The sequence below is a fragment of the Nocardioides campestrisoli genome (genome assembly GCF_013624435.2).
Classification (GTDB): domain Bacteria; phylum Actinomycetota; class Actinomycetes; order Propionibacteriales; family Nocardioidaceae; genus Nocardioides; species Nocardioides campestrisoli.
This window is the reverse complement of the sequence record NZ_CP061768.1, coordinates 2,988,124-3,009,442: the sequence shown is the minus strand read 5'-3', so window position 1 is coordinate 3,009,442 and position 21,319 is coordinate 2,988,124. Positions and strand designations below refer to the sequence as shown.

The 21,319-nt window shown below is 72.5% G+C and carries 24 protein-coding genes; 20 read left to right on the top strand and 4 right to left on the bottom strand.

The window, feature by feature from the left end:
• Nucleotides 1-99: 99 nt before the first annotated feature.
• From H8838_RS14115 to H8838_RS14105, 3 genes are read left to right on the top strand one after another with little or no spacing between them, the layout of a single operon-like run.
• Nucleotides 100-864, top strand: coding sequence for a vWA domain-containing protein (locus H8838_RS14115; RefSeq protein ID WP_185995686.1), 765 nt, complete (start codon nt 100-102; stop codon nt 862-864).
• Nucleotides 861-1,811, top strand: coding sequence for a VWA domain-containing protein (locus H8838_RS14110; protein WP_185995687.1), 951 nt, complete (start codon nt 861-863; stop codon nt 1,809-1,811). The genes H8838_RS14115 and H8838_RS14110 overlap by 4 nt, the downstream gene beginning before the upstream one ends.
• Nucleotides 1,808-2,761 (top strand): hypothetical protein, encoded by a 954-nt coding sequence (locus H8838_RS14105; protein ID WP_185995688.1) that lies wholly within the window; start codon nt 1,808-1,810, stop codon nt 2,759-2,761. Before H8838_RS14110 ends, H8838_RS14105 begins: the two co-directional genes overlap by 4 nt.
• Before the next feature lie 41 nt (nt 2,762-2,802).
• Here the strand turns inward: H8838_RS14105 and H8838_RS14100 are convergent, their stop codons facing one another.
• Nucleotides 2,803-3,579, bottom strand: coding sequence for a thioesterase family protein (locus H8838_RS14100; RefSeq protein ID WP_185995689.1), 777 nt, complete (start codon nt 3,577-3,579; stop codon nt 2,803-2,805).
• 81 nt (nt 3,580-3,660) lie between these two features.
• Between H8838_RS14100 and H8838_RS14095 the strand changes: the two genes are divergently transcribed.
• A complete protein-coding gene (locus tag H8838_RS14095; protein WP_185995690.1) occupies nt 3,661-4,539 on the top strand; it encodes an aldo/keto reductase in 879 nt (292 codons plus the stop codon).
• Nucleotides 4,540-4,806: 267 nt separating this feature from the next.
• On the opposite strand, the gene H8838_RS14090 is transcribed toward H8838_RS14095, so the two are convergent.
• Nucleotides 4,807-6,432 carry an acyl-CoA dehydrogenase family protein gene (locus tag H8838_RS14090; RefSeq protein WP_185995691.1) on the bottom strand — a complete coding sequence of 542 codons (1,626 nt, stop codon included), beginning with the start codon at nt 6,430-6,432 and terminating at the stop codon, nt 4,807-4,809.
• Between the two features lie 107 nt (nt 6,433-6,539).
• Between H8838_RS14090 and H8838_RS14085 the strand changes: the two genes are divergently transcribed.
• The 6 genes from H8838_RS14085 (at nt 6,540) to H8838_RS14060 (ending at nt 11,775) form a co-directional block, all read left to right on the top strand.
• On the top strand, nt 6,540-7,265 hold the full coding sequence (locus tag H8838_RS14085) for a PaaX family transcriptional regulator C-terminal domain-containing protein (protein ID WP_181312277.1): 726 nt from the start codon (nt 6,540-6,542) through the stop codon (nt 7,263-7,265).
• A 99-nt stretch (nt 7,266-7,364) separates the two neighbouring features.
• Nucleotides 7,365-7,928 (top strand): hemerythrin domain-containing protein, encoded by a 564-nt coding sequence (locus H8838_RS14080; RefSeq protein WP_185995692.1) that lies wholly within the window; start codon nt 7,365-7,367, stop codon nt 7,926-7,928.
• A gap of 88 nt (nt 7,929-8,016) precedes the next feature.
• On the top strand, nt 8,017-8,760 hold the full coding sequence (locus tag H8838_RS14075; RefSeq protein WP_185995693.1) for a hypothetical protein: 744 nt from the start codon (nt 8,017-8,019) through the stop codon (nt 8,758-8,760).
• 98 nt (nt 8,761-8,858) lie between these two features.
• Nucleotides 8,859-9,509, top strand: a complete 651-nt coding sequence (locus tag H8838_RS14070) for a copper chaperone PCu(A)C (RefSeq protein WP_185995694.1) — start codon at nt 8,859-8,861, stop codon at nt 9,507-9,509.
• Nucleotides 9,506-10,717 (top strand): Dyp-type peroxidase, encoded by a 1,212-nt coding sequence (locus H8838_RS14065; RefSeq protein WP_185995695.1) that lies wholly within the window; start codon nt 9,506-9,508, stop codon nt 10,715-10,717. Before H8838_RS14070 ends, H8838_RS14065 begins: the two co-directional genes overlap by 4 nt.
• A gap of 47 nt (nt 10,718-10,764) precedes the next feature.
• Complete coding sequence (locus tag H8838_RS14060) at nt 10,765-11,775, top strand: alpha/beta hydrolase (RefSeq protein WP_185995696.1); 1,011 nt, start codon at nt 10,765-10,767, stop codon at nt 11,773-11,775.
• A 103-nt stretch (nt 11,776-11,878) separates the two neighbouring features.
• On the opposite strand, the gene H8838_RS20025 is transcribed toward H8838_RS14060, so the two are convergent.
• Entirely contained in the window at nt 11,879-12,793 is a 915-nt protein-coding gene (locus H8838_RS20025) for a DUF480 domain-containing protein (protein WP_224766145.1), read from the bottom strand.
• A gap of 205 nt (nt 12,794-12,998) precedes the next feature.
• Between H8838_RS20025 and H8838_RS14045 the strand changes: the two genes are divergently transcribed.
• The 10 genes from H8838_RS14045 (at nt 12,999) to H8838_RS14000 (ending at nt 20,676) form a co-directional block, all read left to right on the top strand.
• Entirely contained in the window at nt 12,999-13,415 is a 417-nt protein-coding gene (locus H8838_RS14045; protein ID WP_185995697.1) for a MarR family winged helix-turn-helix transcriptional regulator, read from the top strand.
• A gap of 50 nt (nt 13,416-13,465) precedes the next feature.
• Nucleotides 13,466-13,888: a hypothetical protein gene (locus tag H8838_RS14040; protein ID WP_224766144.1), complete on the top strand. Its 423-nt coding sequence runs from the start codon at nt 13,466-13,468 to the stop codon at nt 13,886-13,888.
• 17 nt (nt 13,889-13,905) lie between these two features.
• Nucleotides 13,906-14,148, top strand: coding sequence for a hypothetical protein (locus tag H8838_RS14035; protein WP_224766143.1), 243 nt, complete (start codon nt 13,906-13,908; stop codon nt 14,146-14,148).
• Complete coding sequence (locus tag H8838_RS14030) at nt 14,145-14,474, top strand: rhodanese-like domain-containing protein (RefSeq protein ID WP_185995698.1); 330 nt, start codon at nt 14,145-14,147, stop codon at nt 14,472-14,474. The genes H8838_RS14035 and H8838_RS14030 overlap by 4 nt, the downstream gene beginning before the upstream one ends.
• A 125-nt stretch (nt 14,475-14,599) precedes the next feature.
• A complete protein-coding gene (locus H8838_RS14025) occupies nt 14,600-15,454 on the top strand; it encodes a nucleoside hydrolase (RefSeq protein ID WP_185995699.1) in 855 nt (284 codons plus the stop codon).
• 90 nt (nt 15,455-15,544) lie between these two features.
• Nucleotides 15,545-15,910, top strand: a complete 366-nt coding sequence (locus H8838_RS14020) for a hypothetical protein (protein ID WP_181312288.1) — start codon at nt 15,545-15,547, stop codon at nt 15,908-15,910.
• Nucleotides 15,911-16,089: 179 nt separating this feature from the next.
• On the top strand, nt 16,090-17,667 hold the full coding sequence (locus H8838_RS14015) for a Na+/H+ antiporter (protein ID WP_185995700.1): 1,578 nt from the start codon (nt 16,090-16,092) through the stop codon (nt 17,665-17,667).
• A 208-nt stretch (nt 17,668-17,875) separates the two neighbouring features.
• Nucleotides 17,876-18,322, top strand: a complete 447-nt coding sequence (locus H8838_RS14010) for a hypothetical protein (protein ID WP_185995701.1) — start codon at nt 17,876-17,878, stop codon at nt 18,320-18,322.
• 258 nt (nt 18,323-18,580) lie between these two features.
• Complete coding sequence (locus tag H8838_RS20275) at nt 18,581-20,098, top strand: fatty acid desaturase (protein WP_185995702.1); 1,518 nt, start codon at nt 18,581-18,583, stop codon at nt 20,096-20,098.
• Nucleotides 20,095-20,676, top strand: a complete 582-nt coding sequence (locus tag H8838_RS14000; RefSeq protein ID WP_185995703.1) for a TetR family transcriptional regulator — start codon at nt 20,095-20,097, stop codon at nt 20,674-20,676. Before H8838_RS20275 ends, H8838_RS14000 begins: the two co-directional genes overlap by 4 nt.
• A 60-nt stretch (nt 20,677-20,736) precedes the next feature.
• Here the strand turns inward: H8838_RS14000 and H8838_RS13995 are convergent, their stop codons facing one another.
• Entirely contained in the window at nt 20,737-21,285 is a 549-nt protein-coding gene (locus H8838_RS13995; RefSeq protein WP_185995704.1) for a GrpB family protein, read from the bottom strand.
• Nucleotides 21,286-21,319: the final 34 nt, after the last annotated feature.

The following is a 21,319-nucleotide window of genomic DNA, read 5'->3' as shown; positions in this document are numbered from 1 at the left end:
GGGGTGCTGGTGGCTGCGTCGGAGCGGCTGCGGCACCTGCCTTCCTGGAGGGACGTCGTACGGCGTGAGGCCCGGCAGCGGGGGATCGCCGTAGCAGGCGTGTCCCTCGCACTCGCGGGACTGGCCCTCCTCGGCTCGCGCTTCGTGATGGTCACCGACGACTCCGAGGTCGTGCGCCAGCGCGACGTGGTGCTGTGCATGGACGTCTCGGGCTCCATGGTGCCCGTCGTGGAGGACGTGCTGGACACCTACCTCGCGCTGGTCGACGAGCTGACCGAGGAGCGGATCGGCTTCGTGATGTTCGACGCGAACGCCGTCACCGGGTTCGCCCTGACCGATGATCACGACGAGATCGCCGTACGGCTCGCGGCCGCGCGTGCGGAGCTGCTCGGCGAGGAGCCCGTGGCCGGGACCACGGCGCCCTCCTCCGGGTCCTCCCTCGTCGGGGACGGGCTGGCGAGCTGCGTCCAGCACTTCGACCGGCCGGACGAGCAGCGGGCACGCACGCTCGTCCTCGCGACCGACAACCTGCTCTCCGGTGACTCCATCTACACGCTCCAGGAGGCTGCGGGGCTGGCGCTGGAGCGCCACGTGATGGTCTTCGGCGTCATGCCCCGGGGCACGCAGGCACACGCGGTCGCCGAGCTGCGGGGACAGGCCTCGCGCACCCACGGCGACGTGCTGCTGCTGACGCCCGGGGAGCCGACGAACACCGCGGTCATCTCGCGCGCCGTCGCCGCCCAGGAGCGGTCCGCGCTGCTCGCCACGGCACAGGAGCGCAGCTTCGACGTCACTGCCCCCGGTGTCCTGGCGACCCTGCTGGGGCTCGCGATGGCGACGGCGGCAGAGCGGAGGCGGCGATGACGTGGCAGCCGCAGTGGTGGCTGGTGGCGGTGGCGGCGGTCGCCACGGTGGTCCTGCTGCTGAGGGCGGCGTCCCGCTGGCGGGCGTCGACGGCGGAGATCAGGCTGACCGCCGTGCTGCGGGTGGTCGTCGCCGTGGGACTGGTGCTCGTCGCGCTGAGGCCCGCTGGTGAGCAGGAGCGGGACGTCCCGCCGGTCCAGGCGGTCGACCTGGTGCTGATGCTGGACCGGACCGCCTCGATGGGAGCCCTCGACCACGCCGGCGGGAGGTCGCGCATGGACGGGGCCAGCGAGGACCTGGTCGAGGTCGTCGCGGGAGCCGCGGGAGCCCACGTCTCGGTGATCGTGTTCGACGACACCGCGCGTCTCCTCGTACCGGCGACCACCGACGTCAGGAGCGTCGTGACGACGCTGGGCACCGTGGGCTGGCGGCCGTCCGCGAAGGCGACGGGCTCGGACGTCTCCGTCGGGGTGGACCTGGCGCGCCAGACGTTGACACGGATCGCCGCCGAGCGCCCCGACAACGTCAGGGTGCTCGTGTACGCCGGGGACGGCGAGCAGACCCAGACGGAGGCAAGGGCGTCCTTCGCGCCGTTGGCCGAGCTGGTCGACGAGGCGTGGGTGCTGGGATTCGGGACCGCGGCCGGCGGGGTGATGCCGGTGGCTCCGGGCGACACAGCACGGGTGACCCGGGACGGGGTGGAGCAGCGCTCCTTCCTCGACGAGGCATCCCTGCGCGGGATCGCGGACGAGCTGCAGGGTTCCTTCGTGCACCGCACACGGGGTGGAGACCTGCCGGTGACCGTCCGACCTCTCGCCGCCACGGCGCGCGAGATCGTGCCCGGGGCCGAGTACTACTGGATCGTCGCGCTCGGGCTGGCCCCGTTGCTGCTGGTGCACCTGCTGCTGGCGGTGAGGCGTTGGAGAGCCGCGAAGGAGGAGCTGTGAGGAAGGCACGACCGTCCGCGTCGAGCCCCGGGGCGCGTCCCCGCCAGGGCCTGCGCGACCCGGTGGGAGACAGGTCGCGCCGAGGTGCGCGCCGCGCCGGTCTCGCAGCGATCACCTTGCTGGCCACGGTCGCGACCTACCTGGCGGTCCTTGCCACGAGCGTGGTGCTGGGGGACCGGGCCTGGCGTCAGGGTGATCACGCGGCGGCCGAACGCTGGTTCGGCGTGGCCGACCGCATCGACGTCGTCGAGCGGTGGAAGGCGCCGTACGACCTGGGCGTCGCGGTCTTCTCCCAGCGTCGGTGGCTGGAGTCCGCCGAGCTCTTCGCCCGCGCCCGCGCGCACGTCCCGGAGCACTCCCTGTGCCGGGTGGTGCTCAACGAGGCGCTGGCCCTGGAGGTCCTGGGCGACGAGCTGGGCGAGGCCGCCGACGCTGTGGGCGCGAAGGCGCGGTGGGCCCAGGCGCAGCAGCTCCTGGCCGAGGCTCGGGGATGCTCGGCCGACGGCGAGGAGGACCCGGGCGAGGCGGACGCGGAGGAGGAGACGGACGACAGCTCGTCGTCCTCCCAGCCCCAGGACGGCTCGGACCAGGACGACTCGAACCAGGACGGCTCGGAGAGCGAGGACCCTGAGGACGCGGAAGGGTCGTCCGAGGCGGGGGAGCCGGACGCCGACGAAGGGGACACCGAGGGCGAGCAGGGCGAGCAGGACGGGGAGCCCACCGAGGAGGGTGGAGCCTCGGAGGCCGAGCAGCTCCAGGAGGCGACCGAGCGTCTGCAGGGGAAGCTGTCAGACGCACCGCGTCCGGCGCCGCCGGGTGAGGAGCCCTCACCCGAGTCGAAGGCCGACGAGCTCGAGGAGCGTACGGCCGGCGCGGCCCGGCGACGGGCGTCCGAGCAGGACAAGTCAGCTCCCGGCCAGGGTCTGCCCCCCGACCAGCCGACCTGGTGAGAGGTGTCCCGTCGCCGTCCTCGAGCTGGGTCGGCGGCGGGTCAGCCGGTCTGCTGGCGCACCGTGAGCGTCTGCGCGACGGTCCCGAGCGGACCCTGCTCGTCGTGCAGCACGGTGCAGGTCAGGCCCACGCCGTTCGCGCCGAAGGAGACGGTGGTGTCCAGCCCGACCCAGCCGGGCACGGGCTCGCGGAACAGGTGCGCGGTGAGGTCCAGGTTGGGGAAGGCGAAGTGCCGGGGGTCGGTGCGCACGGCGACGCCGTTGCTCACGTCGAGCAGCGTGGCGAACTGCGCCAGCGGGCTCACCTCCTCGTCGGGGACCAGCGTGTGGTCGGTGCGCAGCCACGCCGCGGACCGGCCCGGTCCCATGTCCTTGCGCCGCAGCTCGAGGGTGGCGATGAACTCCCCGGGCCACAGGTCGCTCATCGGCCAGGGCTCCATCTCGTCCGGCGCCGGCATGCTCGGCAGGTCGGTGCCGGCGACGTGACCGGTCTCGTGCGGGGCGGTGAGCCAGGCACGCAGCACCACGCCGACGCGGCCGCCGCACGAGGCGGTCGCCTCCACCAGCTCGATGGTGCGGCCGGGCCGCAGCACCCGGACCTCGACCTCCATCGGCGCGATCGGCATCGTGCCGAGGATGTCGTAGGAGAGCCGGCTGACCGCCAGGCCGTCCGAGCGGCGCGCGTCCCGGTCCCGCACGACCTCGTGGGCGAGCACGCCCAGGGACGAGGCGACGTGCTGGGTGGCGGGGTCCCACGAGCCGCCGACGTACGCGGTGGGCTCGAAGGTGTGCGCTCCGGTCCGGCGCCAGTAGGTCACGTCGACTCCTCTTGCAACTACGTGGGGGGAAGGATCATTCTGCGCGTGGTCGTTCTTCGGTCGGTGCGTAGGGTCGAGGCCATGCACACACGCACCCTCGGCCCCCGGCAGGTCGGCGCCATCGGACTCGGCCTGATGACCTTCACGCAGAGCGGCGAGCAGCCGCGTCAGCAGCTGCTCGACACCCTGCGCGCGGCGCTCGAGAGCGGCGTCACGCTGCTCGACACCGCCGACGCCTACGGGCCGAGCGAGGCGGGGGCGGACGCCCAGGGGGCCAACGAGACCCTGGTCGCCAGCCTGCTCGACGAGCTCGGCGTGCGCGACCGGTTCGTGCTGGCCACCAAGGGTGGTCACGTCCGCGCCGAGGGCGGTGCCTGGGAGGTGGACAGCAGCCCCGAGCACCTGCGCGCCGCCGTCGACGCCAGCCTGAGCCGGCTCGGGGTCGAGCAGATCGCCCTGTGGCAGCACCACCGCCCCGACCCCAAGGTGCCCTACGACGAGGTGATCGGCACGCTCAAGGAGATCGCCGACAGCGGGAAGGTCGCCCACGTCGGGCTCTCCAACGCCGACCCGGAGCAGATCCGCGCGGCGTACGCCGTGCTGGGCGACGCGCTGGTCAGCGTGCAGAACCAGTTCAGCCCGGCCTTCCGGTCCAGCCGGCCCGAGATCGACGTCTGCGCCGAGCTGGGGCTGGCGTTCCTGCCCTGGAGCCCGCTCGGTGGTCTGAGCGACGCCAAGGAGCTGGCGGCCAAGCACCCCGCCTTCGCCGACGTGGCGAAGGAGCGCGGCGTCTCCGCGCAGCAGGTGGCGCTCGCCTGGGAGCTGGCCCAGTCGCCGTGCGTGATCCCGATCCCCGGGGCGAAGCGACCCGAGTCGATCCGCGACTCCGCGGCGGCAGCTGACCTGGAACTCACCCCGGACGAGCTGGCTCGGCTCGACGCCGACCGCGCGGCGGACTGACCGCGCTCGGGCCACGCACCCTCGGGTCACACACCCTCGGGCCACACACCTACGAGGCGGCCGCTCGGCAGGCGCGCGCCCCGGCCGGCACGCGCCGGGGCCCCACGCTCCCCGGCCCGCGCGCGACCGAGACGCCACGCGCCGAGGCCGCCCGAGCCGAGACCCCGATCTGCAGATGACCGGGGTCCCGGCGATGGTGCGACCTTCGACCCACCAGGCTCAACGCCGGTGCCTGGGGAAAGGTCACGTTCGGGTCGTTCGGGCGTCTCACGCAGGCATGGCCCGGGCCAGGACGGCGTCCAGGTCCAGCCCGGGGGGCAGGGTGCCGAAGGCGTGTCCCCAGTCGCGGTCCAGCCGGCTGGCACAGAAGGCGTCCGCCACGGCCGTCGGCGCGTGCCGCAGCAGCAGCGAGCCCTGCAGGACCAGCGCGAGCTGCTCGACCACTCGGCGGGCGCGCAGCTCGAGGTCGTCGGGGGAGGAGAGCTCCTTCTTCAAGCGGCCCAGCGCGTCGTCGTACCGGGAGTCGACCCCGGCTGCCTGCTCGACCTCGGCGAAGTACGCCTCGACGGTGTGCGGCTCCCGGGCCATCGCCCGCAGGGCGTCCAGCGCCGCGACGTTGCCCGAGCCCTCCCAGATCGAGAGCAGCGGCGCCTCCCGGTAGAGCCGGGCCAGGTCGAAGTCCTCGATGTAGCCGTTGCCGCCCAGGCACTCCAGCGCCTCGCCGACCGCCATCGGTGCGCGCTTGCACACCAGGTACTTCGTCACCGCCAGTCCCAGCCGACGCAGGGCCGCCTCGCCCTCGTCGCCGCGCACCGCCCGGTCGGTGGCCCCGGCGAGCCGGGTCATCACGGTGGTCGCGGCCTCGGACTCCACCGCCAGGTCGGCGAGCACGTTGCGCATCAGCGGCTGCTCCAGCAGGGAGCGGCCGAACGCCGAGCGGTGCCGGGCGTGGTGGGTGGCGCGGACCAGCGCGTTGCGCATCGCCGTCCCCGAGCCGATCACGCAGTCGAGCCGGGTCATGTTGACCATCTCCACGATGGTGCGCACGCCCCGTCCCTCCTCGCCGACGAGCCAGCCGACCGCGTCGTCGTACTCGATCTCCGAGGAGGCGTTGGAGCGGTTGCCCAGCTTGTCCTTGAGCCGCATCAGCCTCATCGCGTTGGGCTCGCCGCCGGGCAGCACCCGCGGCACCAGGAAGCAGGAGAGGCCGCCCGGCGCCTGGGCCAGGGTGAGGAAGAAGTCGGACATCGGGGCGCTGGTGAACCACTTGTGGCCGACCAGTCGGTGCGTGCCGTCGGCCTGCGGGGTGGCGGTCGTGGTGTTGGCCCGGACGTCGGAGCCGCCCTGCTTCTCGGTCATCGACATGCCGGCGATCAGCCCGCCCTTGGTGGCGGGGTCGCGCAGCACAGGGTCGTAGGTCCGGGTGGTCAGCAGCGGCTCGAACGTCGCGGCCAGCTGCGGGCTCTCGCGCAGCGCGGGCACCACGGCGTAGGTCATCGAGATCGGGCAGCCGTGGCCCGCATCCACGTTCCACACCGCGAACTTCGCGGCCCGGGCCACGTGCGCGCCCGGCCGGTCGTCGCCCCAGGGGGCGGCGTGCAGGCCGTGCTCCACCGCGGTGCGCATCAGCTGGTGGTAGCTGGGGTCGTAGACCACCTCGTCGACCCGGCGGCCGTACCGGTCGTGGGTGTGCAGGACGGGGGAGTGGCGCTCCGCGAGCCGGCCCAGCTCCTGGGCCTCGGCGGTGCCGGCCAGGCGCCCCAGCGCGCTGATCTCCGGGAGGGCCCAGCCGGCGCCCTCGCGTTCGACGCCCTCGCGCAGGGCCGGGTCCGCGCTGGTGTCGTGCCCCTCCAGGGGCGGCACCTGGTTGGTGACCTCGTGCGTGGCTGCCATCTCGTTCCTCCGGGTCCCTCGCATTACGCTTCTGCGGTCGAGTGTAAGTTCTTTTGTAAGGTCGTGACCAGAGGTTCCGGCGCAGAGGACCGAGGGGAGGGGACGGCGTGAGCGAGGACCTGCCGAAGCCGCTCTCCGCGCGCTCGGCGCTGCTCAGCCTGCTGCTGGGCGCACCCGCCGAGGGGCTCAGCGCCGCGCAGCTGGTCGCGGTCGCCGCCCACCTGGGGATCGGCGAGCCGACCGCGCGGGTGGCGTTGAGCCGGGCGGTCGGTGCTGGCGAGCTGCGCCGCGAGGGGACGACGTACCGGCTGGGCGAGCGGCTGCTGACCCGCCGACGCCACCAGGAGGAACGGGACTCCGTGCGCGCCTGGGACGGCAGCTGGGAGCTGGTGGTGGTCACCGCGACCGGCCGCACCAGCAAGGCCCGGGCGGCGACCCGGACGCTGCTCGCCGCAGCCCGGCTGGCCGAGCTGCGCGAGGGGGTGTGGACCCGGCCGGCCAACCTGGCCCGCCCCGCGCCCACCTCCGAGGTCGAGCGGCTCGAGGAGTTCCGGGCCACTCCCGCCGACGACCCGGTCGCGCTCGCGGCGCGGCTGTGGGACCTGGAGGGCTGGTCCGTGGCGACCCGCGCGACGCTCGCTCTGCTGGAGGCGACCGCCGAGCCGGCGCACCGGCTGGCCGTCGCCGCGCGCCTGGTCCGGCTGCTGGCCGAGGACCCGCTGCTCCCCGACGAGCTGCTGCCGCCCGACTGGCCGGCTGCGCGGGCGCGGGAGCGGTACGCGGCGTACCAGGGCGAGCTGCACGCGCTGGCCGCCGTCGCCTCGTCCGCCTGAGCCGAGCGGCCCCCCGTGGCCCTGGTCACAGACCGCGTAGTGGCCTTCGGCGATGGGTACGGCGCGGACGCGATCCCACCCGCGAGAGAGGACCCCGCCGTGGCCACCACCGCCGATGCTCCGGACGTCGTCAGCCTGCTGGAGGAGCAGCACCAGCAGATCCGCGCGCTGTTCGCTGCCGTGCGTACCACCAGCGGGACCGAGCAGCAGGACAACTTCGAGCGGCTCCGTCGGCTGCTGGCCGTGCACGAGACCGCCGAGGAGCTGATCACCCACCCGTGGGTGCGGATGTCCGAGGGCGGCAACGACGTGGTCGATGCCCGGCTGGAGGAGGAGACCGAGTCCAAGAAGCTGCTCGCCCAGCTCGACGGGATGGCGGTCGACGACCCCGGATTCGCGCCGGGGCTGGCCGCCCTGGAGCAGGCCGTCCTCGCGCACGCCGACGCCGAGGAGCGCGAGGAGTTCCCGCTGCTGCGCGCCGACACCGACCCCCAGCAGCTGCAGCGGATGGCGACCGCGGCCAAGGTGGCCTCCGCCCTGGCCCCGACCCACCCGCACCCGTGGGTCGGCAGCTCGATGACCACGAACCTGATGGCGGGCCCGATCGCCTCGCTGGTCGACCGGACCCGGGACGCGGTCACCGAGGTGCTCAAGCGCACCTGAGCGCCCGGGGGCCGGCGTGCGTGTGATGCCCCGCACGGCGCTCCCGGCGGTGCCTCACGTGCGGGGCGACGCCGCTACGCTGACCCCCGTGGAGGCCACCGCACTCGTGCCGGCCCCGAGCCGCCTGGTGCTCTGGGGCAGGTCGGCGGTGCTCGGCGGTGCGGTCTTCGCCACCGGCACCGTCTCCCACCTCGCCGGCGGCGGCCTGCTGCCGCACCCGGTGCTCACCGCGCTGCTGCTCGCGGGCGCCGTGCTCGTCGCCTCCCGGCTGCTGACCGTGCGCCGGAGCGCGGGGCCGCTGGTGGCGATGGTGGTCGCCGGCCAGACGCTGGCCCACGGACTTCTGTCCACGCTCGCCGGCCACCGCGGCCAGGACGGATCCGCCGCCGACGTCGTCGTGCCGATCGCCCCCGTCCCGGCCGGGACCCCGCGCACCGGCAACCTGCTCGACCACTACACCGCGACGTACGGCGCACAGACCGGTGACGGCGCCGGCCTCAGCGCCCCGACCGGCTGGCTGAGCCACCAGGTCGACCACCTGGTCGCCCAGGGGCCGCTGATGCTGCTGGCCCACGTGGGTGGCGCCGTCGCGCTCGGTCTCTTCCTCGCCGTGGGGGAGGGTGCCCTGTGGCGCCTCCTGCTCGCCGTCTCGGCCCGCGCCCGGGTGGCGGTCGCCGCCGCCGGACTGGTGCTGGTCGCCGACGCCGTACGCCGGGGCGTCCGGCTGGCGTGCGCCGCGCTGCCCGCCGAGACGGCGCAGGTGTGCGGTCCGCAGGTGGTGCACCTGGACTCCCGGCGACGGCGCGGTCCGCCGCTGGCGCTCGCCGCCTGACCCCGCAAGCGACGGGGTCGGCGGGCACGCCCGCACACCCGGCCGTCCCCGGTCGGGCCGCCACCCCGTCCACCCCGCAGTCGCGAGGAGAAGTCCCGATGAAGCACCTGCCCACCTGCACCACCCGCCGTCCCCGTCTCCGTTCGTCCGTCCCGGCCATCGCCCTGGCGCTGCTGCTGGGCACCGGGCTGGTCGCCTGCGGCGAGGACTCCGCCGACTCCGCGGAGTCGGGGGGCAGCGCCGAGGCTGCCGACTCCCTGGTCGTCACCGACCCCTGGGTCCGGGCCACCATCGGCAGCGAGGACGCCACCATGACCGCGGCGTTCATGACGCTCGACAACGACGGCGACGAGGCCGTCACGCTCACCGGTGCCTCCGCGGAGTTCGCCGGTCGCGCCGAGCTGCACGAGATGGCCGCGGTCGACGGCGAGATGGGGATGCGCAAGATCGATGAGCTGGTCCTCGAGCCCGGCCGCGGACAGCTGCTGCAGCCCGGCGGCCACCACGTGATGCTGATGGAGCTCGACGGCGAGCTGGCCGCCGGCGACGAGGTCGAGCTGGTGCTCGAGCTCTCCGACGGCTCGGAGGTCACCGTGACCGCCCCGGTGAAGGAGTTCACCGAGGAGGCCGGGCACTACCACGACCACGACTCCCACGACCACGGCGACGACGACCACGCCGACGAGGGCGGGACGAAGGACGGCAGCAAGCACGGCACCAAGGGCGGCGCGGGGGACGAGCAGCCGTGAACCCCTCGCTCGGCCGGCGTCGCCTGCTGGGCTACGTCGGCACGGCCGTGGCGGGCGCCGCAGCCGGTGCCGGCGCCGGGGTCGTGGGCGCCCAGGCGCTGGAGGAGACACCGGCCAAGCCCGCCCGTTCCGAGGCGCTGCCGCGGGTGGTCTCGCCGTACGGCGTGCACCAGCCGGGCGTCGCCGCCCACCCGACCGCGGTCACCGAGGTGGTCGCGCTCGACCTGCGCCCGGAGCTGAAGCGCAGCCGGGACCGGGAGTCGCTGGCGCGGCTGATGCGGGTCTGGACCGGCGACGTGGAGTCCCTGGCCGCGGGCCGGGGCACTCCGGGCGACACCGCACCGTGGCTGGCCGCGGTCGCCGACCTCACCGTCACCGTCGGGCTGGGCCCGGGCCTGGTCGGGGAGGAGTGGGGGATCGCCGCGCCCGACGGGTTCGCCCGGGTGCCGGCGATGAAGCACGACCGGCTCCAGGAGGAGTGGACCGGCGGCGACCTGCTGCTCCTGGTCTGCGGGGCGGACGCGACCACCGTCGGGCACGCCGTACGCCGGCTGGTCGCCGACGCGCGCCCCTTCGCCACCCTGCGGTGGCGGCAGCAGGGCGCCTGGCGCGGCCGGGACGAGCAGGGGCGGCCGCAGACCGGGCGCAACCTGTTCGGCCAGGTCGACGGCTCGGCCAACCCGAAGCCTGGCACCGACCTGTTCGACACCACGGTGTGGATCGACCGCGGTCCTTGGGCCGGGGGCACCACCCTGGTGGTCCGGCGGATCCGGATGGACCTGCCGACCTGGGACGAGCTGACCCGGGCCGAGCAGGAGGAGTCGGTGGGTCGGCGGCTCGACGACGGCGCCCCGCTGACCGGGGGCACGGAGCTCTCCGACGTCGACCTCGCCGCCCGCAAGGACGGTCGCTGGGTGATCGCCGAGGAGGCGCACGCGCGGCGTACGCACCCGTCCACCAACGGCGGGCGACGGCTCTTCCGCAAGGGGGCGAACTACGAGCTGGTGGGTGCCGGGGGCGAGTCGGAGACCGGACTGATCTTCCAGAGCTTCCAGCGCAACCTGACCGGGCAGTTCGTGCCGATCCAGCAGATGATGGACGCCGCCGACGCGCTCAACGAGTGGACCACCGCGGTCGGGTCGGCGGAGTTCGCGATCCTGCCCGGTTTCGGCGAGGGGGAGTGGCTGGGGCACCAGCTGCTCGCCTGAGCCTGGCACGCGGCCTCGTCCTTGTCCGGCCCCGGCAGCATGGGGACATGGACGACAACCTGCCGCCCGCCGCCCCTCGATCCCCGCACCAGCCACGGATGCCGCTCGGGGTCCGGTTCGTGGGTGCGGTGATGCGCCGGGGGAGGGCCTTCTCGGTGGCGCACATGGACGAGGCCGCGCTGGCCCGGCTGCAGCAGCTGGCGCTTCCCGAGGTCGGGCCAGCGGACCTGGTGCTCGGACGGCGCCCGCGCAACGTGCACGTGGAGCGCGCCTCGCTGCCCGGTCCCCAGGGCGACCTGCCGCTGCGGATCTACCGGCCTCGCGGAGTCACCGGGACGCTGCCCGTGGTCGTCGCCTTCCACGGCGGGGGGTTCTCGCTGGGCAGCGCCCGCCAGGGCGACTGGCTGCACGGCCGGGTCAGCGCCGGCGTGGGGGCCGTCGTGGTGGCGGTCGACTACCGACTCGCGCCGACCCACCGGTTCCCGGCCGCGGTCGAGGACTGCTGGGCGGCGCTGGAGTGGACCTCCGAGCAGGCGCGAGAGCTCGGCGCGGACCCCGAGCGGCTGGCGGTGATGGGCGACAGTGCCGGCGGCAACCTGACCGCTGTCACCTCCCTGCTCGCCCGGGACGCCGGCGGCCCGCCGATCCGGCACCAGACGCTGATCTACCCGGCCACCGACCTGACCGAGCGGCTCAAGGAGGACCGCTCCTACAGGGAGAACACGCTCGCGGTGGTGCTGAGCAACGAGGACCTGGAGGTCTTCCACGGCCACTACGTCGACGACGGCGCCGACCCGGAGGACTGGCGGCTCTCGCCGATCCTTGCCCCGGACCTCTCCGGGCTCCCGCCCGCGACGGTGGTGCTGGCCGGACGGGATCCCCTGCGCGACAGCGGCCTGCGGTACGCCGAGCGGCTCGCCGCCGCGGGTGTCCCGGTGCGGGTGGAGGAGTTCCACCGGATGCCGCACGGGTTCCTGGGGATCCCGTACCTCGCGCGGGACGCGCGGGCGGCGGCTGCCGCGATCGTGGCTGCGCAGCGCGAGGCGTTGACACGCTGACGGCCGTACGCCGTTCCTCCGCCCGTGGTCGCGATCGCCCGCTAACGCGCTCGAGACATGATCTCGGTGACCACCTGGGTCTTGCCGCGGATGACCAAGACCCTCAGCCTGCGTGCTGCTGGACGACGTTGAGCACGTTGCCATCCGGAGCGCGGACGAAGAAGCGGGTCACGCCCCATGCCTCGGTTGTCAGGGGATGCACGATCTCGTACCCACGCTCCTGTGCTTGGCGGTACGCGGCTTCGACGTCGTCGACCATGACCGAGACGACGGGGTCCACGGGCGCGGTGGCATCGCTGGTCATCACCTGGAGCGTCGCTCTGGATGCCGGCGACGTGTGGCGGGCCACCCAGCCCAGGTTGAACTCTTCTTCGGCTAGTCCGAGGTAGTCGCTGTAGAAGCTCCTGGAGGCGGGGAGGTCGGGTACGTGGAGGTCGGCGATGATCTGTGTGACGTGGATACGCGAGGGGTCGGCACTCCCCGTGGGGTCGGTTTCGCCTGAGGTCTGCCCCGGCACGGCGCCCAGGAGGTGGATCCAGCGCGGATCCTGCTGGCCGGACGAGCGCTCGAGCTCGCGCACCAGCGGTTGCGGGCGGCTCGCCATCCGTCGTAGGCACTCCTCGACCTGGCCCCGGTCGGCGAACCCGTGCAACCGCTCGGTGCGGGTGCGCAGCTCACCCGGCGCCTGCGGGCCGCGGAGCAGCAGCACCGTCAGCAGCGCTCGCTCGTCGGGCTCGAGGGCGAGATGCTCGTCGAGGATCTGGTGGTACTTCAGTGTCCGGCGCCCCGTGTCGGACCACACGATCCGCAGCAGCCCGCGTTCCTTGAGCGACTTCGCGGTCCGCTCGACGGTCTGCTGGTCGAGGTCGGTGACGGGGTCGCGGCTGTTCCTCTGGTTGCACGCCGACACCAGCGCCTTCGCGGAGAGGGGATAGGTGGCGGGCACGGTCGTCTGCTTCTCCAGCAGGCTGCCGAGGATTCGCTGGTCGGTCGCATCGAGGACGGGGAGCTCTCTCACGTCACGACCTTAGATCTGCCTCGGCACGATCACGACCGGAGAGCGCCTTTTCGCCGCGTAGCGGTGTCGCTCATCCGGGCCCGACCTTGCGGGAAGTCCGCTCGTGGCTGCCATCACCGCGCTCCGTTCGGCAAGAGTGTCGCGTGGGCCGAGAGCCGTCGAACGCCGCCCGAATCCCAGGTCCGGTGCTGACTAGGCTTCGGGCATGACGGCGCCGCCCCCCTTCAGCCCCACGATCGCGCTGCTCGCGATAGGCAAGCAGTGGGAGACCGCCTTCAACGATGCGTTGAAACCGTTGACGCTGACCGCCCGGAAGTACGGTCTTCTTGGCCACATCCGGAGCACCCCAGGGATCTCGTTCAGCGAGCTCGCTCGGCGCTCACGCATCACGGTGCAGAGCGCGCACACGGCCGTCGCCTCACTGGCCGAGGCCGGCCTCGTCAGTGACGACACCGCGCATGCCGGGTCGGCCTCGAGCCTTGCGGTCACCAGCGCAGGCGAGGCGCTCCTCGGCGAGGTCGCCGTCATCGTCAGCCGCCTCGATGAGGAACTCACGGCGCTGCACCCGGAGCTCGTCGACGGCCTGCGCACCTCTCTGCGTAGGGGTACAGGACTCACCTAACCTTCAGGTAGGCTGAAGGTGTGGTGAAAATACTCCTGTCCATCCATGTCGTGGCAGCGATCCTGCTGATCGGACCCGTCGCCGTGACGACGAGCCTCTTCCCGCGCTACGTCCCTCAGGCGACTCTGCCGTCACGTGGTGACCGGGTCGAGCGGAACGTCGAGACCGCCCAGATGCTCCACCGGGTCACACGCACCTACGGCAGAGTGGCGCTGGTCGTGCCGGTCGTGGGACTGGTCCTGGCCATCGTTCAAGGTCGGGCGTCCGAGATCTGGATCGTTGTCGCGATGGCTCTCACCGCCGTTGCGGGGGCGCTCCTGATCCTCCAGATCGTGCCACGTCAGCAGCACGCGCTGTGGGCCCCGGATGACCCCCAGTTGCGCGGGCTGACGATGCTTGCCGGCATCTTCAACCTGCTCTGGGCAGCGGTGGTCGTCCTCATGATCGTGCGACCTGGATCGGACTACTCGTGAGCCCGCTCCTACGCGCGTTGAGCATCCTGTCGCTCCTGGAGCTCATCAGCGTCCTTGCCCTGCTCGTGAACCTCGCCACCGTTCACGACTCCACGATCGCAAGCATGCTCGGCCCCGTCCACGGCGCCTTCTACCTCGCAGTCGCCGTCACGGCTCTTTTCGGCCGCGGCCTCTCGACACGCACCCGCGCGTACGCCGTCCTGCCCCTGCTGAGCGGCCCGTTGACGCTCGTTCAGGTCCGACGGGAGACGACCCGGTGAGCCTTCGGCACTACCTCCGCCGCGCGCCGTCGGTGACCGCCGAGCAGGCGATGCGGCTAGTCAGCGAGGGCGCGGTGGTCATCGACGTGCGCCGTGCCTTCGAGTGGAATCGCACCCACATTCCAGGTGCAGTGCACCTTCCGCTCGAACACCTCCTCGATCGCTGCGACGAACTGCCGGACGACCGCATACTCATCACCTTCTGCACAGGGGGCCTCCGCTCGGCCGGCGCGGCGAACCTGCTCAGGGAGAACGGCTTCGAGGCGGTCAACATGAACCGTGGTCTGATCGAGTGGCGCGCAGCCGGAGGCGAACTCACCAACTGAAGATGTCCGTTCATGTTTCCCCACCATCCAGAGCCAGCCGTACCCACACATCAGTTCCTGGTCGGGGGTCCGTCCGCACGGTGACTCCGTTCGGGGATCCTCGGTCTGGCTGCGAGGCTAGCTGGATGGCACGGCCGACCAGGGTTCTTCTCGATGTCGACACCGGGATCGACGATGCCTTGGCGATCCTGTACGCGACGGCGACGGCACGCCTCGACGTAGCCGGGGTATCAGCCGTTGTCGGGAACGTGCCCGTCCACGTAGGCGCTCGCAACGCCGCGACTGTCCTGGCGGCGGTCGGCAGGGCCTCAGTGCCGGTGGCGGCCGGCGCGGCCGCTTCGACCGAGGGGCGCGGCCCCCGCATCGGGCCGACGAATCACGGCCCTGACGGATTGGGGGGTGTGAACCCGAGACCGGCCAGCCGGGCGCGGGAGCCGGACCCGGATGTGATGGGGCTGTTCGAGGCGCTGACATCCGATCGACCGATCACGGTGGCCGCCTGCGCTCCGCTGACGAACGTCGCCCGATACGCCTCTCGCCGGGGCGTCGAACGGATCGTGCTGGTCGGTGGCGAGCTGGTCGTGGAGCACGAGCCGGAGTTCAACGTGGGCCAGGATCCAGCTGCCGCAGCCGCCGTGCTCGAAGCCGGCCTTCCTATCACGGTGTACCCGATTGATCTGTTCGAGACGGTCGCAGTCTCGCCGGGACTCGTCGCGCGGCTGCAGGACGCACCAGCCCCTGCGGCTCGGCTCGCCGGTGAGCTGCTCGACGTCCGGCGCGGCCACATGCTCGGTGACGCAGGCGCCCTGGTGTTCCTGACCCACCCTGAGCTCTTCGAGGTCACGAGATCTCGCATGGCGGTCGTGGACCGACGGCTGCTTCGGGTGGGGCACTCGCAGGCTGGGTCCGTCGTGGACGTGGTCACGGCGGTGGACGGCCCCGCAGTGGTCGAGGCGTTCGCTGATGCTGTCCAGCGCTGAGGGAGCCGCCGACCGGGACGCCACGGCCAGCGTGCGGACTGACACTGCTCGCTGACGGACGACTGCTCGACGCTGTCTATCGTTGACGCGATGATCACTCGCCGCGACGCTGCCCAACGTCTTGACATCCCCTTGCAGATGGCTGCCCGGCACGGTCTGCCCGCGACGCTCACCGAAGCCCAGCTGCGCGAGCTCGAGGACAGCCCACCACCCTGGCTGGTCCAGTCCCGTGCCAACCGGACCGGCAAGAAGCCCGTCTGGGTCGATCTGGTGTGCGATGTCTGCGGCTTTGCTGAGAAGGCTCGGCCGAAGAAGTGGTGGCCGACGTTCACCTACGTCAGCTGTGACCACCATCAGCCTTCCGACCTGCCGAGTCCGCTCCCCGGCGAGCAGCGTGAGGAGGTCCCGGGCATCGGCAGCCGGTTCGTCGGCTGGGTCGACACCTCCCTGGACTGACGCCGTCGAGGCGACAGTCTGCAGAACCCTTCGCACCCTGCTGGGTTGAGCCGCATCAAGCGCCGCGCGCCGCATCCCGAGCGATGCGGCGCCCGGTGCAGACGGGGGCGGTCCGACCGTTCCCGAGCAGCTTTCGTCCGAGGCTGGTCGAGTCGCCCCGAGACGGTCACGATGAACACGTGCTCGGACTCGAGATGGTCGTGGTGCTGGGAGTCGCCCTCGTGGCGTGCGGCTCGCTGGCGCGCCGCTACCCGATCGCCCCGGCCGTGCTGCTGGTGCTCGTCGGCGTGCTCGTGGGGTTCGTGCCGCGGCTGCGGGAGGCGCACCTGCCGCCCGAGGCCGTCCTGCTGCTCTTCCTGCCCGCGTTGCTCTACTGGGAGAGTCTGACCACCTCGCTGCGCGAGATCCGCAGCAACCTGCGCGTCGTCATCCTGTCCAGCACCGCGCTGGTGCTGGCCACCGCCGCCGCGGTGGCCTGGGCGGCGCACGCCCTCGGGATGGCGTGGGGTCCGGCGTGGGTGCTCGGCGCGGCGCTGGCGCCGACGGACGCGACCGCGGTCGGGGTCCTGGCGCGCGACCTGCCCCGTCGTACGGTCACGGTGCTGCGCGCGGAGAGCCTGGTCAACGACGGCACCGCGCTGGTCCTCTACGGGTTGGCGGTCGGTGTCACCGTCGGCGAGGAGACCCTGGCCGGGTGGCACGTCACCTGGCTGCTGGTGCTCTCCTACTGCGGGGGCGTCCTCGCCGGTGGCCTGGTCGGCCTGCTCAGCTGGCGGGTCCGTCGCTGGCTCGACGACCCGATGCTCGAGGGCATCACGATGCTGGTCACCCCGTTCGCCGCGTTCCTCGCGGCCGAGGCGATCGGCGCGTCCGGGGTGCTGGCCGTCGTGGCGTGCGGACTGTTCATGAGCCAGGTAGCTCCCCGGATCACGAACGCGGCCACCCGGCACCTCGTCGAGCCGTTCTGGACGCTCTCCACCACGGTGCTGAGCAGCTCGCTGTTCGTGCTGATCGGGCTCTCGGCGCAGTCGGCGTTCCGCAGCCTCTCCAGCACGTCGGTGCGCGAAGCCCTGGTCTACACGGTCGTGGTGGCCGCTGTGGTGATCGGCGTGCGGTGGGTGTGGACCTACACCACGCCGTACGTCGTCCGACTCGTCGACCGCCGGCCCGCGCAGCGCGCCCGGCGGGTCGGGGCACGCCAGCGGACGGTCACCGCTGTCGCGGGCTTCCGCGGCGCGGTCTCGTTGGCAGCGGTGCTCGCGGTGCCGCGCACGTTGGAGTCGGGCGCGCCGTTCCCCGAGCGCGACCTGATCGTGGTCGTCGCCTGCGGCGTGATCGTGCTGACCCTGCTGCAGTCGCTGCTGCTCCCGTCGGTGGTGCGGTTCGCGCGCCTGCCTCGCGACGACTCGGTCGCCGAGGAGATCCAGCTCGCGGAGGTCTCCACCCTCGACGCGGCGATCGAGGCCCTCGAGGCCACCGCCCTCGAGCTCGGCACCGCCGAGAAGGTGGTCGAGCGGGTACGCCGCGAGCTCGACGTCCAGCGCCGGCTGCTCGGCGCCGCCGGGGCCGAGGGCCACCCGCTGGTGCGGCACGACGACCAGCACACGAGCCTGTCGCTCGCCCTTCTCGCGCGGCGCCGGGAGGCGCTGCTGGCGCTGCGCGACGAGCGGCGGATCGACGACATCGTGCTGCGCCGGGTGCAGGCACGGCTCGACATCGAGGAGGTGCGGCTCTCGCGCGCGAGCCCGTCGGAGTGAACGCCGTCGCCGGACCGCCGTCCCCAGGCAGGCCGTCCCATCGTCGCCCGTGACAGGAGCCGGCCGGGCGTGCGCATGGAATGCTCCCGTCATGGGGGAGACCGAGACACGCGCCGACCAGGACCGATCGTGGAGATCGCGGGAGCTCGTCCTCGCGTGCTGCAGTCTGGGGTGCCTCCTGCTGCCTCAGTTCGGGTTCCTCCTGGTCGTGCAGGGGGTCGTCATCCCGCTCTCGGGGCTGGCGGTGCTCCTGGCCGTCGCCGCCCTGGTGACCCGCCGCCTCGCTCGTCGCAGGGACGCCCCGAGCGCCCCGCGGGGGACCTTGCTCGTCACCGTGCTGGGGCTGGGCGCGGGACTGCTCAGCACCGCCTCGGCCGCCGTGTTCACCACCTACTCTCTGCACCCCGCCGCTTCGCCGCAGGGTTGTCGGGTCGTGGCGGCGGAGCACGCCTGGTTCATGTCCGGGGGCGGTGCCGTCTACCTGCTCCGCGGGACGACGGGTCTCGCCCGTCGGGTGGGGGAGTACAAGACCGACGACGGGGACACACCGTTCGCCTACGGCACCGCCGACCTGACGTGGGACGGTGAGGCGGCGATCGTCGAGGGGCCGTTTTTGTGGAGCTTCGACGGCGACGCCGTGGCGTACAGGTGCTGAGCGTGGTGCCAAGTGCCCGGCGCCGTGTCCTGCGGCACGATGAACGCGGGATCCCACGGGGCCCGGTCGAAGGCGAGCGCCTCGGACCAGAACGCGCCAGCGCGTTCGATGGCGGACACCTGCAGCACGACCGCTCCGAGTCTCAGCATGACCAGCACGCTGGCAGTCTGAGGTCGGCTTGGCAACGCTGTGACCCTTGCCACATCGGTTGACAAACCCTATCTTTTTGTCAAACCTCGGCTGCGCACAGGAGATTCGATGGCCCCGGACCGGATCCCCCACAGCACCGTCTCGCCCGAGTCCACCACCGGTTGGCGTGACCGCAAGCGTCGGCTCTGGCTGATCGGGCTCGTCGTGCCGTCGCTGGCCTTCCTCGGCTACGGGATGTACGGACTGACCGGCTGGGGTGTGTGGCTGTGGCTGGGACCGATCGTGATCCTGGTGATCGTGCCCACCATCGACCTGGTGGTCGGGCTCGATCGCGCCAACCCGCCCGACGACGTCATCGAGGCGCTGGAGGCCGACCGCTACTACCGCTGGATCACCTACCTCTTCCTGCCCCTGCAGTACGTCGGCTTCGTCGGCGCGATGTACCTGGTGATGCGCGGGGACCCCTTGGGCTGGACGCCTGAGCTCGGGCCGGTCGACAAGGTCGCCCTGAGCATCTCGATCGGCTGCATCGGCGGGATCGGCATCAACACTGCCCACGAGCTGGGCCACAAGAAGGAGTCGCACGAGCGCTGGCTCTCCAAGATCGCACTGGCCCAGGTCGCTTACGGCCACTTCTACATCGAGCACAACCGTGGCCACCACGTCCGGGTGGCGACACCTGAGGACCCGGCGAGCAGTCGGCTGGGGGAGAGCTTCTACGAGTTCTGGCCGCGGACGGTGCTGGGCTCGCTGCGCTCGGCGTGGCGGCTGGAGAAGCGCCGCTACGCGCGTCGCAGCCAGCACCCGTGGCGGCTCGGCAACGACGTGCTGAACGCCTGGCTGATGACCGCGGTGCTGTGGGGCGCCCTGATGCTCTGGCTCGGGCCAGGCGTGCTGCCCTACCTGGTGCTCCAGGCCTTGGTGGGGCTGAGCCTGCTCGAGGTCGTCAACTACATGGAGCACTACGGGATGCTGCGGCAGAAGGTCGGCGTGGGGGAGCGGGAGCGCTACGAGCGCGTCGACCCGAGCCACAGCTGGAACTCCAACAACATCGCCACCAACGTGCTGCTCTACCACCTGCAGCGGCACAGCGACCACCACGCCAACCCGACCCGGCGCTCCCATTCGCTGCGTGACTTCGCGGAGTCGCCGGTGCTGCCCACCGGATATGCCGGGATGATCCTGCTGGCCGCGTTCCCGCCGGTGTGGCGACGGGTGATGGACCCCCGGGTGCTGGCCCACTTCGACGGCGACGTGACCCGGGCAAACCTGAGCCCTCGGCGCCGCGACGCCTACCTACGCCGCTACGCCGTGCCGGAGGTTCGCCCGACCAGTGCTCGCCCGGGCGCCGACCTCGCGTGGAGCGGCGACGGCAAGCAGGGCGCCGAGGTGCTGGCCGCACGCTGCCCCGGGTGCGGCTACACCTACGAGGTGGCGGCCGGCGACGAGCACGAGGGCTTTGCGGCCGGCACGGCCTGGGCCGACGTGCCCGCCGGCTGGAGCTGCCCGGACTGTGGGGTCCGGGACAAGGTCGACTTCGTGCCGGTGGACCCGGCGGAGGCGGTGTCGAGCGGCGCGCCGGTCCCCAGGCGTTTTCATGCGCGGTTCCTAGACTCACCCGGGTGACCTCCCCGACGGCAGCACCGACGCTCCGGCAGCGCCTGGTGGCGAGCGCGGTCGAGCTGACCACAGCCCACGGCTGGTCGCACGTGACGATGGCCCGGCTCGCCCGCGAGGTGGGGGTGAGCCGCCAGACCGTCTATGACCAGGTCGGCACCAAGCAGGAGCTCGCCGAGGCGGTGATCTCGGCCGAGCTGACCCGCTTCCTCGACGCCGTCACCCGCGCCTTCGACCGCTCGCCCGACGACCTGGTCGCCGCCGTGGAGGGCGCCTGCCACGACGTGCTGGTGCTGGCCCAGGACAACGCACTGCTGCGCGCCATCGTCTCCGCGACCCACGGCACCGACACCGAGCTGCTGCCGCTGCTCACCACGCACTCCGCGACCTTGCTCCAGACTGCGCAGACGGTAGTGGCCGAGCGTGTCGCCGAGTACGACGTCGCGCTGGACCCGGTGCGGCTGGCCACGGGCATCGAGGTGATCGTGCGGGTGGTGCTCAGCCACGTGATGCAGCCCTCGGCTTCGCCGGCTCGGACCGCGGCCGACCTGAGCTGGATCGCTGGGCGCGTGCTGGCCGCTCAGTGACTCACAGGTCGTGGTGCTGCGCGAAGGTGAGAACGTGGTCTCCCTGGTCGTGATCGCTGGCTAGCGTCCCCGGGACAGGATCTCGGTGATCACCTGGGTCTTGGCGTCGGCATAGGCGTTCATGTCCGGCCAGTCCCGCTCGGCCAGCGACCGCTTCGTCCGCTCGTAGAGAGCTCGGTCGGCGTCATCCGCGCGCAGGCGGCCGCGCAGCACGAGGTAGTCGTCGATGTCGGGATGCCCGACCTCCAGGATGTGCACGTGCACGTCCCGTGCGGGGGTCCGCACCAGTCGGTGGCCCGGCTCCCGGGCCCGCAGTTGGTAGCCGGAAGCGAGCAGCTGGTCGAGGTAGTCCTCCTCGGCCGTGATGTCGGGCACCACCAGGAGGATGTCGATGATCGGCTTGGCGGCCAGGCCCGGCACCGAGGTGGAGCCGACGTGCTCCACCCGTACGACGTGCTCTGCGACGGCCTCCCGGATCCGGGCTCGGTGCTCGTCGAAGGTCGCCGGCCACGTGGCGTCGTACGGGTGGAGCACGATCTCGCGCTTCTCCACCCCGCCGACGAGCTCGACCTCGGAGACGTCGGGGTGTCGGTGCTGGTCGTCAGGCATCTGGTGAACCTACCGGTGGCAGCGCCCCAGGGAA

Bases quoted from the DNA above. Each gene is read 5' to 3' on its own strand.
- H8838_RS14110 (WP_185995687.1), top strand. From the start codon at position 861: ATGACGTGGCAGCCGCAGTGGTGGCTGGTGGCGGTGGCGGCGGTCGCC.
- H8838_RS14095 (WP_185995690.1), top strand. From the start codon at position 3,661: ATGCACACACGCACCCTCGGCCCCCGGCAGGTCGGCGCCATCGGACTC.
- H8838_RS14090 (WP_185995691.1), bottom strand. From the start codon at position 6,432: ATGGCAGCCACGCACGAGGTCACCAACCAGGTGCCGCCCCTGGAGGGG.
- H8838_RS14070 (WP_185995694.1), top strand. From the start codon at position 8,859: ATGAAGCACCTGCCCACCTGCACCACCCGCCGTCCCCGTCTCCGTTCG.
- H8838_RS14060 (WP_185995696.1), top strand. From the start codon at position 10,765: ATGGACGACAACCTGCCGCCCGCCGCCCCTCGATCCCCGCACCAGCCA.
- H8838_RS14045 (WP_185995697.1), top strand. From the start codon at position 12,999: ATGACGGCGCCGCCCCCCTTCAGCCCCACGATCGCGCTGCTCGCGATA.
- H8838_RS14025 (WP_185995699.1), top strand. From the start codon at position 14,600: ATGGCACGGCCGACCAGGGTTCTTCTCGATGTCGACACCGGGATCGAC.
- H8838_RS14020 (WP_181312288.1), top strand. From the start codon at position 15,545: ATGATCACTCGCCGCGACGCTGCCCAACGTCTTGACATCCCCTTGCAG.
- H8838_RS20275 (WP_185995702.1), top strand. From the start codon at position 18,581: ATGGCCCCGGACCGGATCCCCCACAGCACCGTCTCGCCCGAGTCCACC.
- H8838_RS13995 (WP_185995704.1), bottom strand. From the start codon at position 21,285: ATGCCTGACGACCAGCACCGACACCCCGACGTCTCCGAGGTCGAGCTC.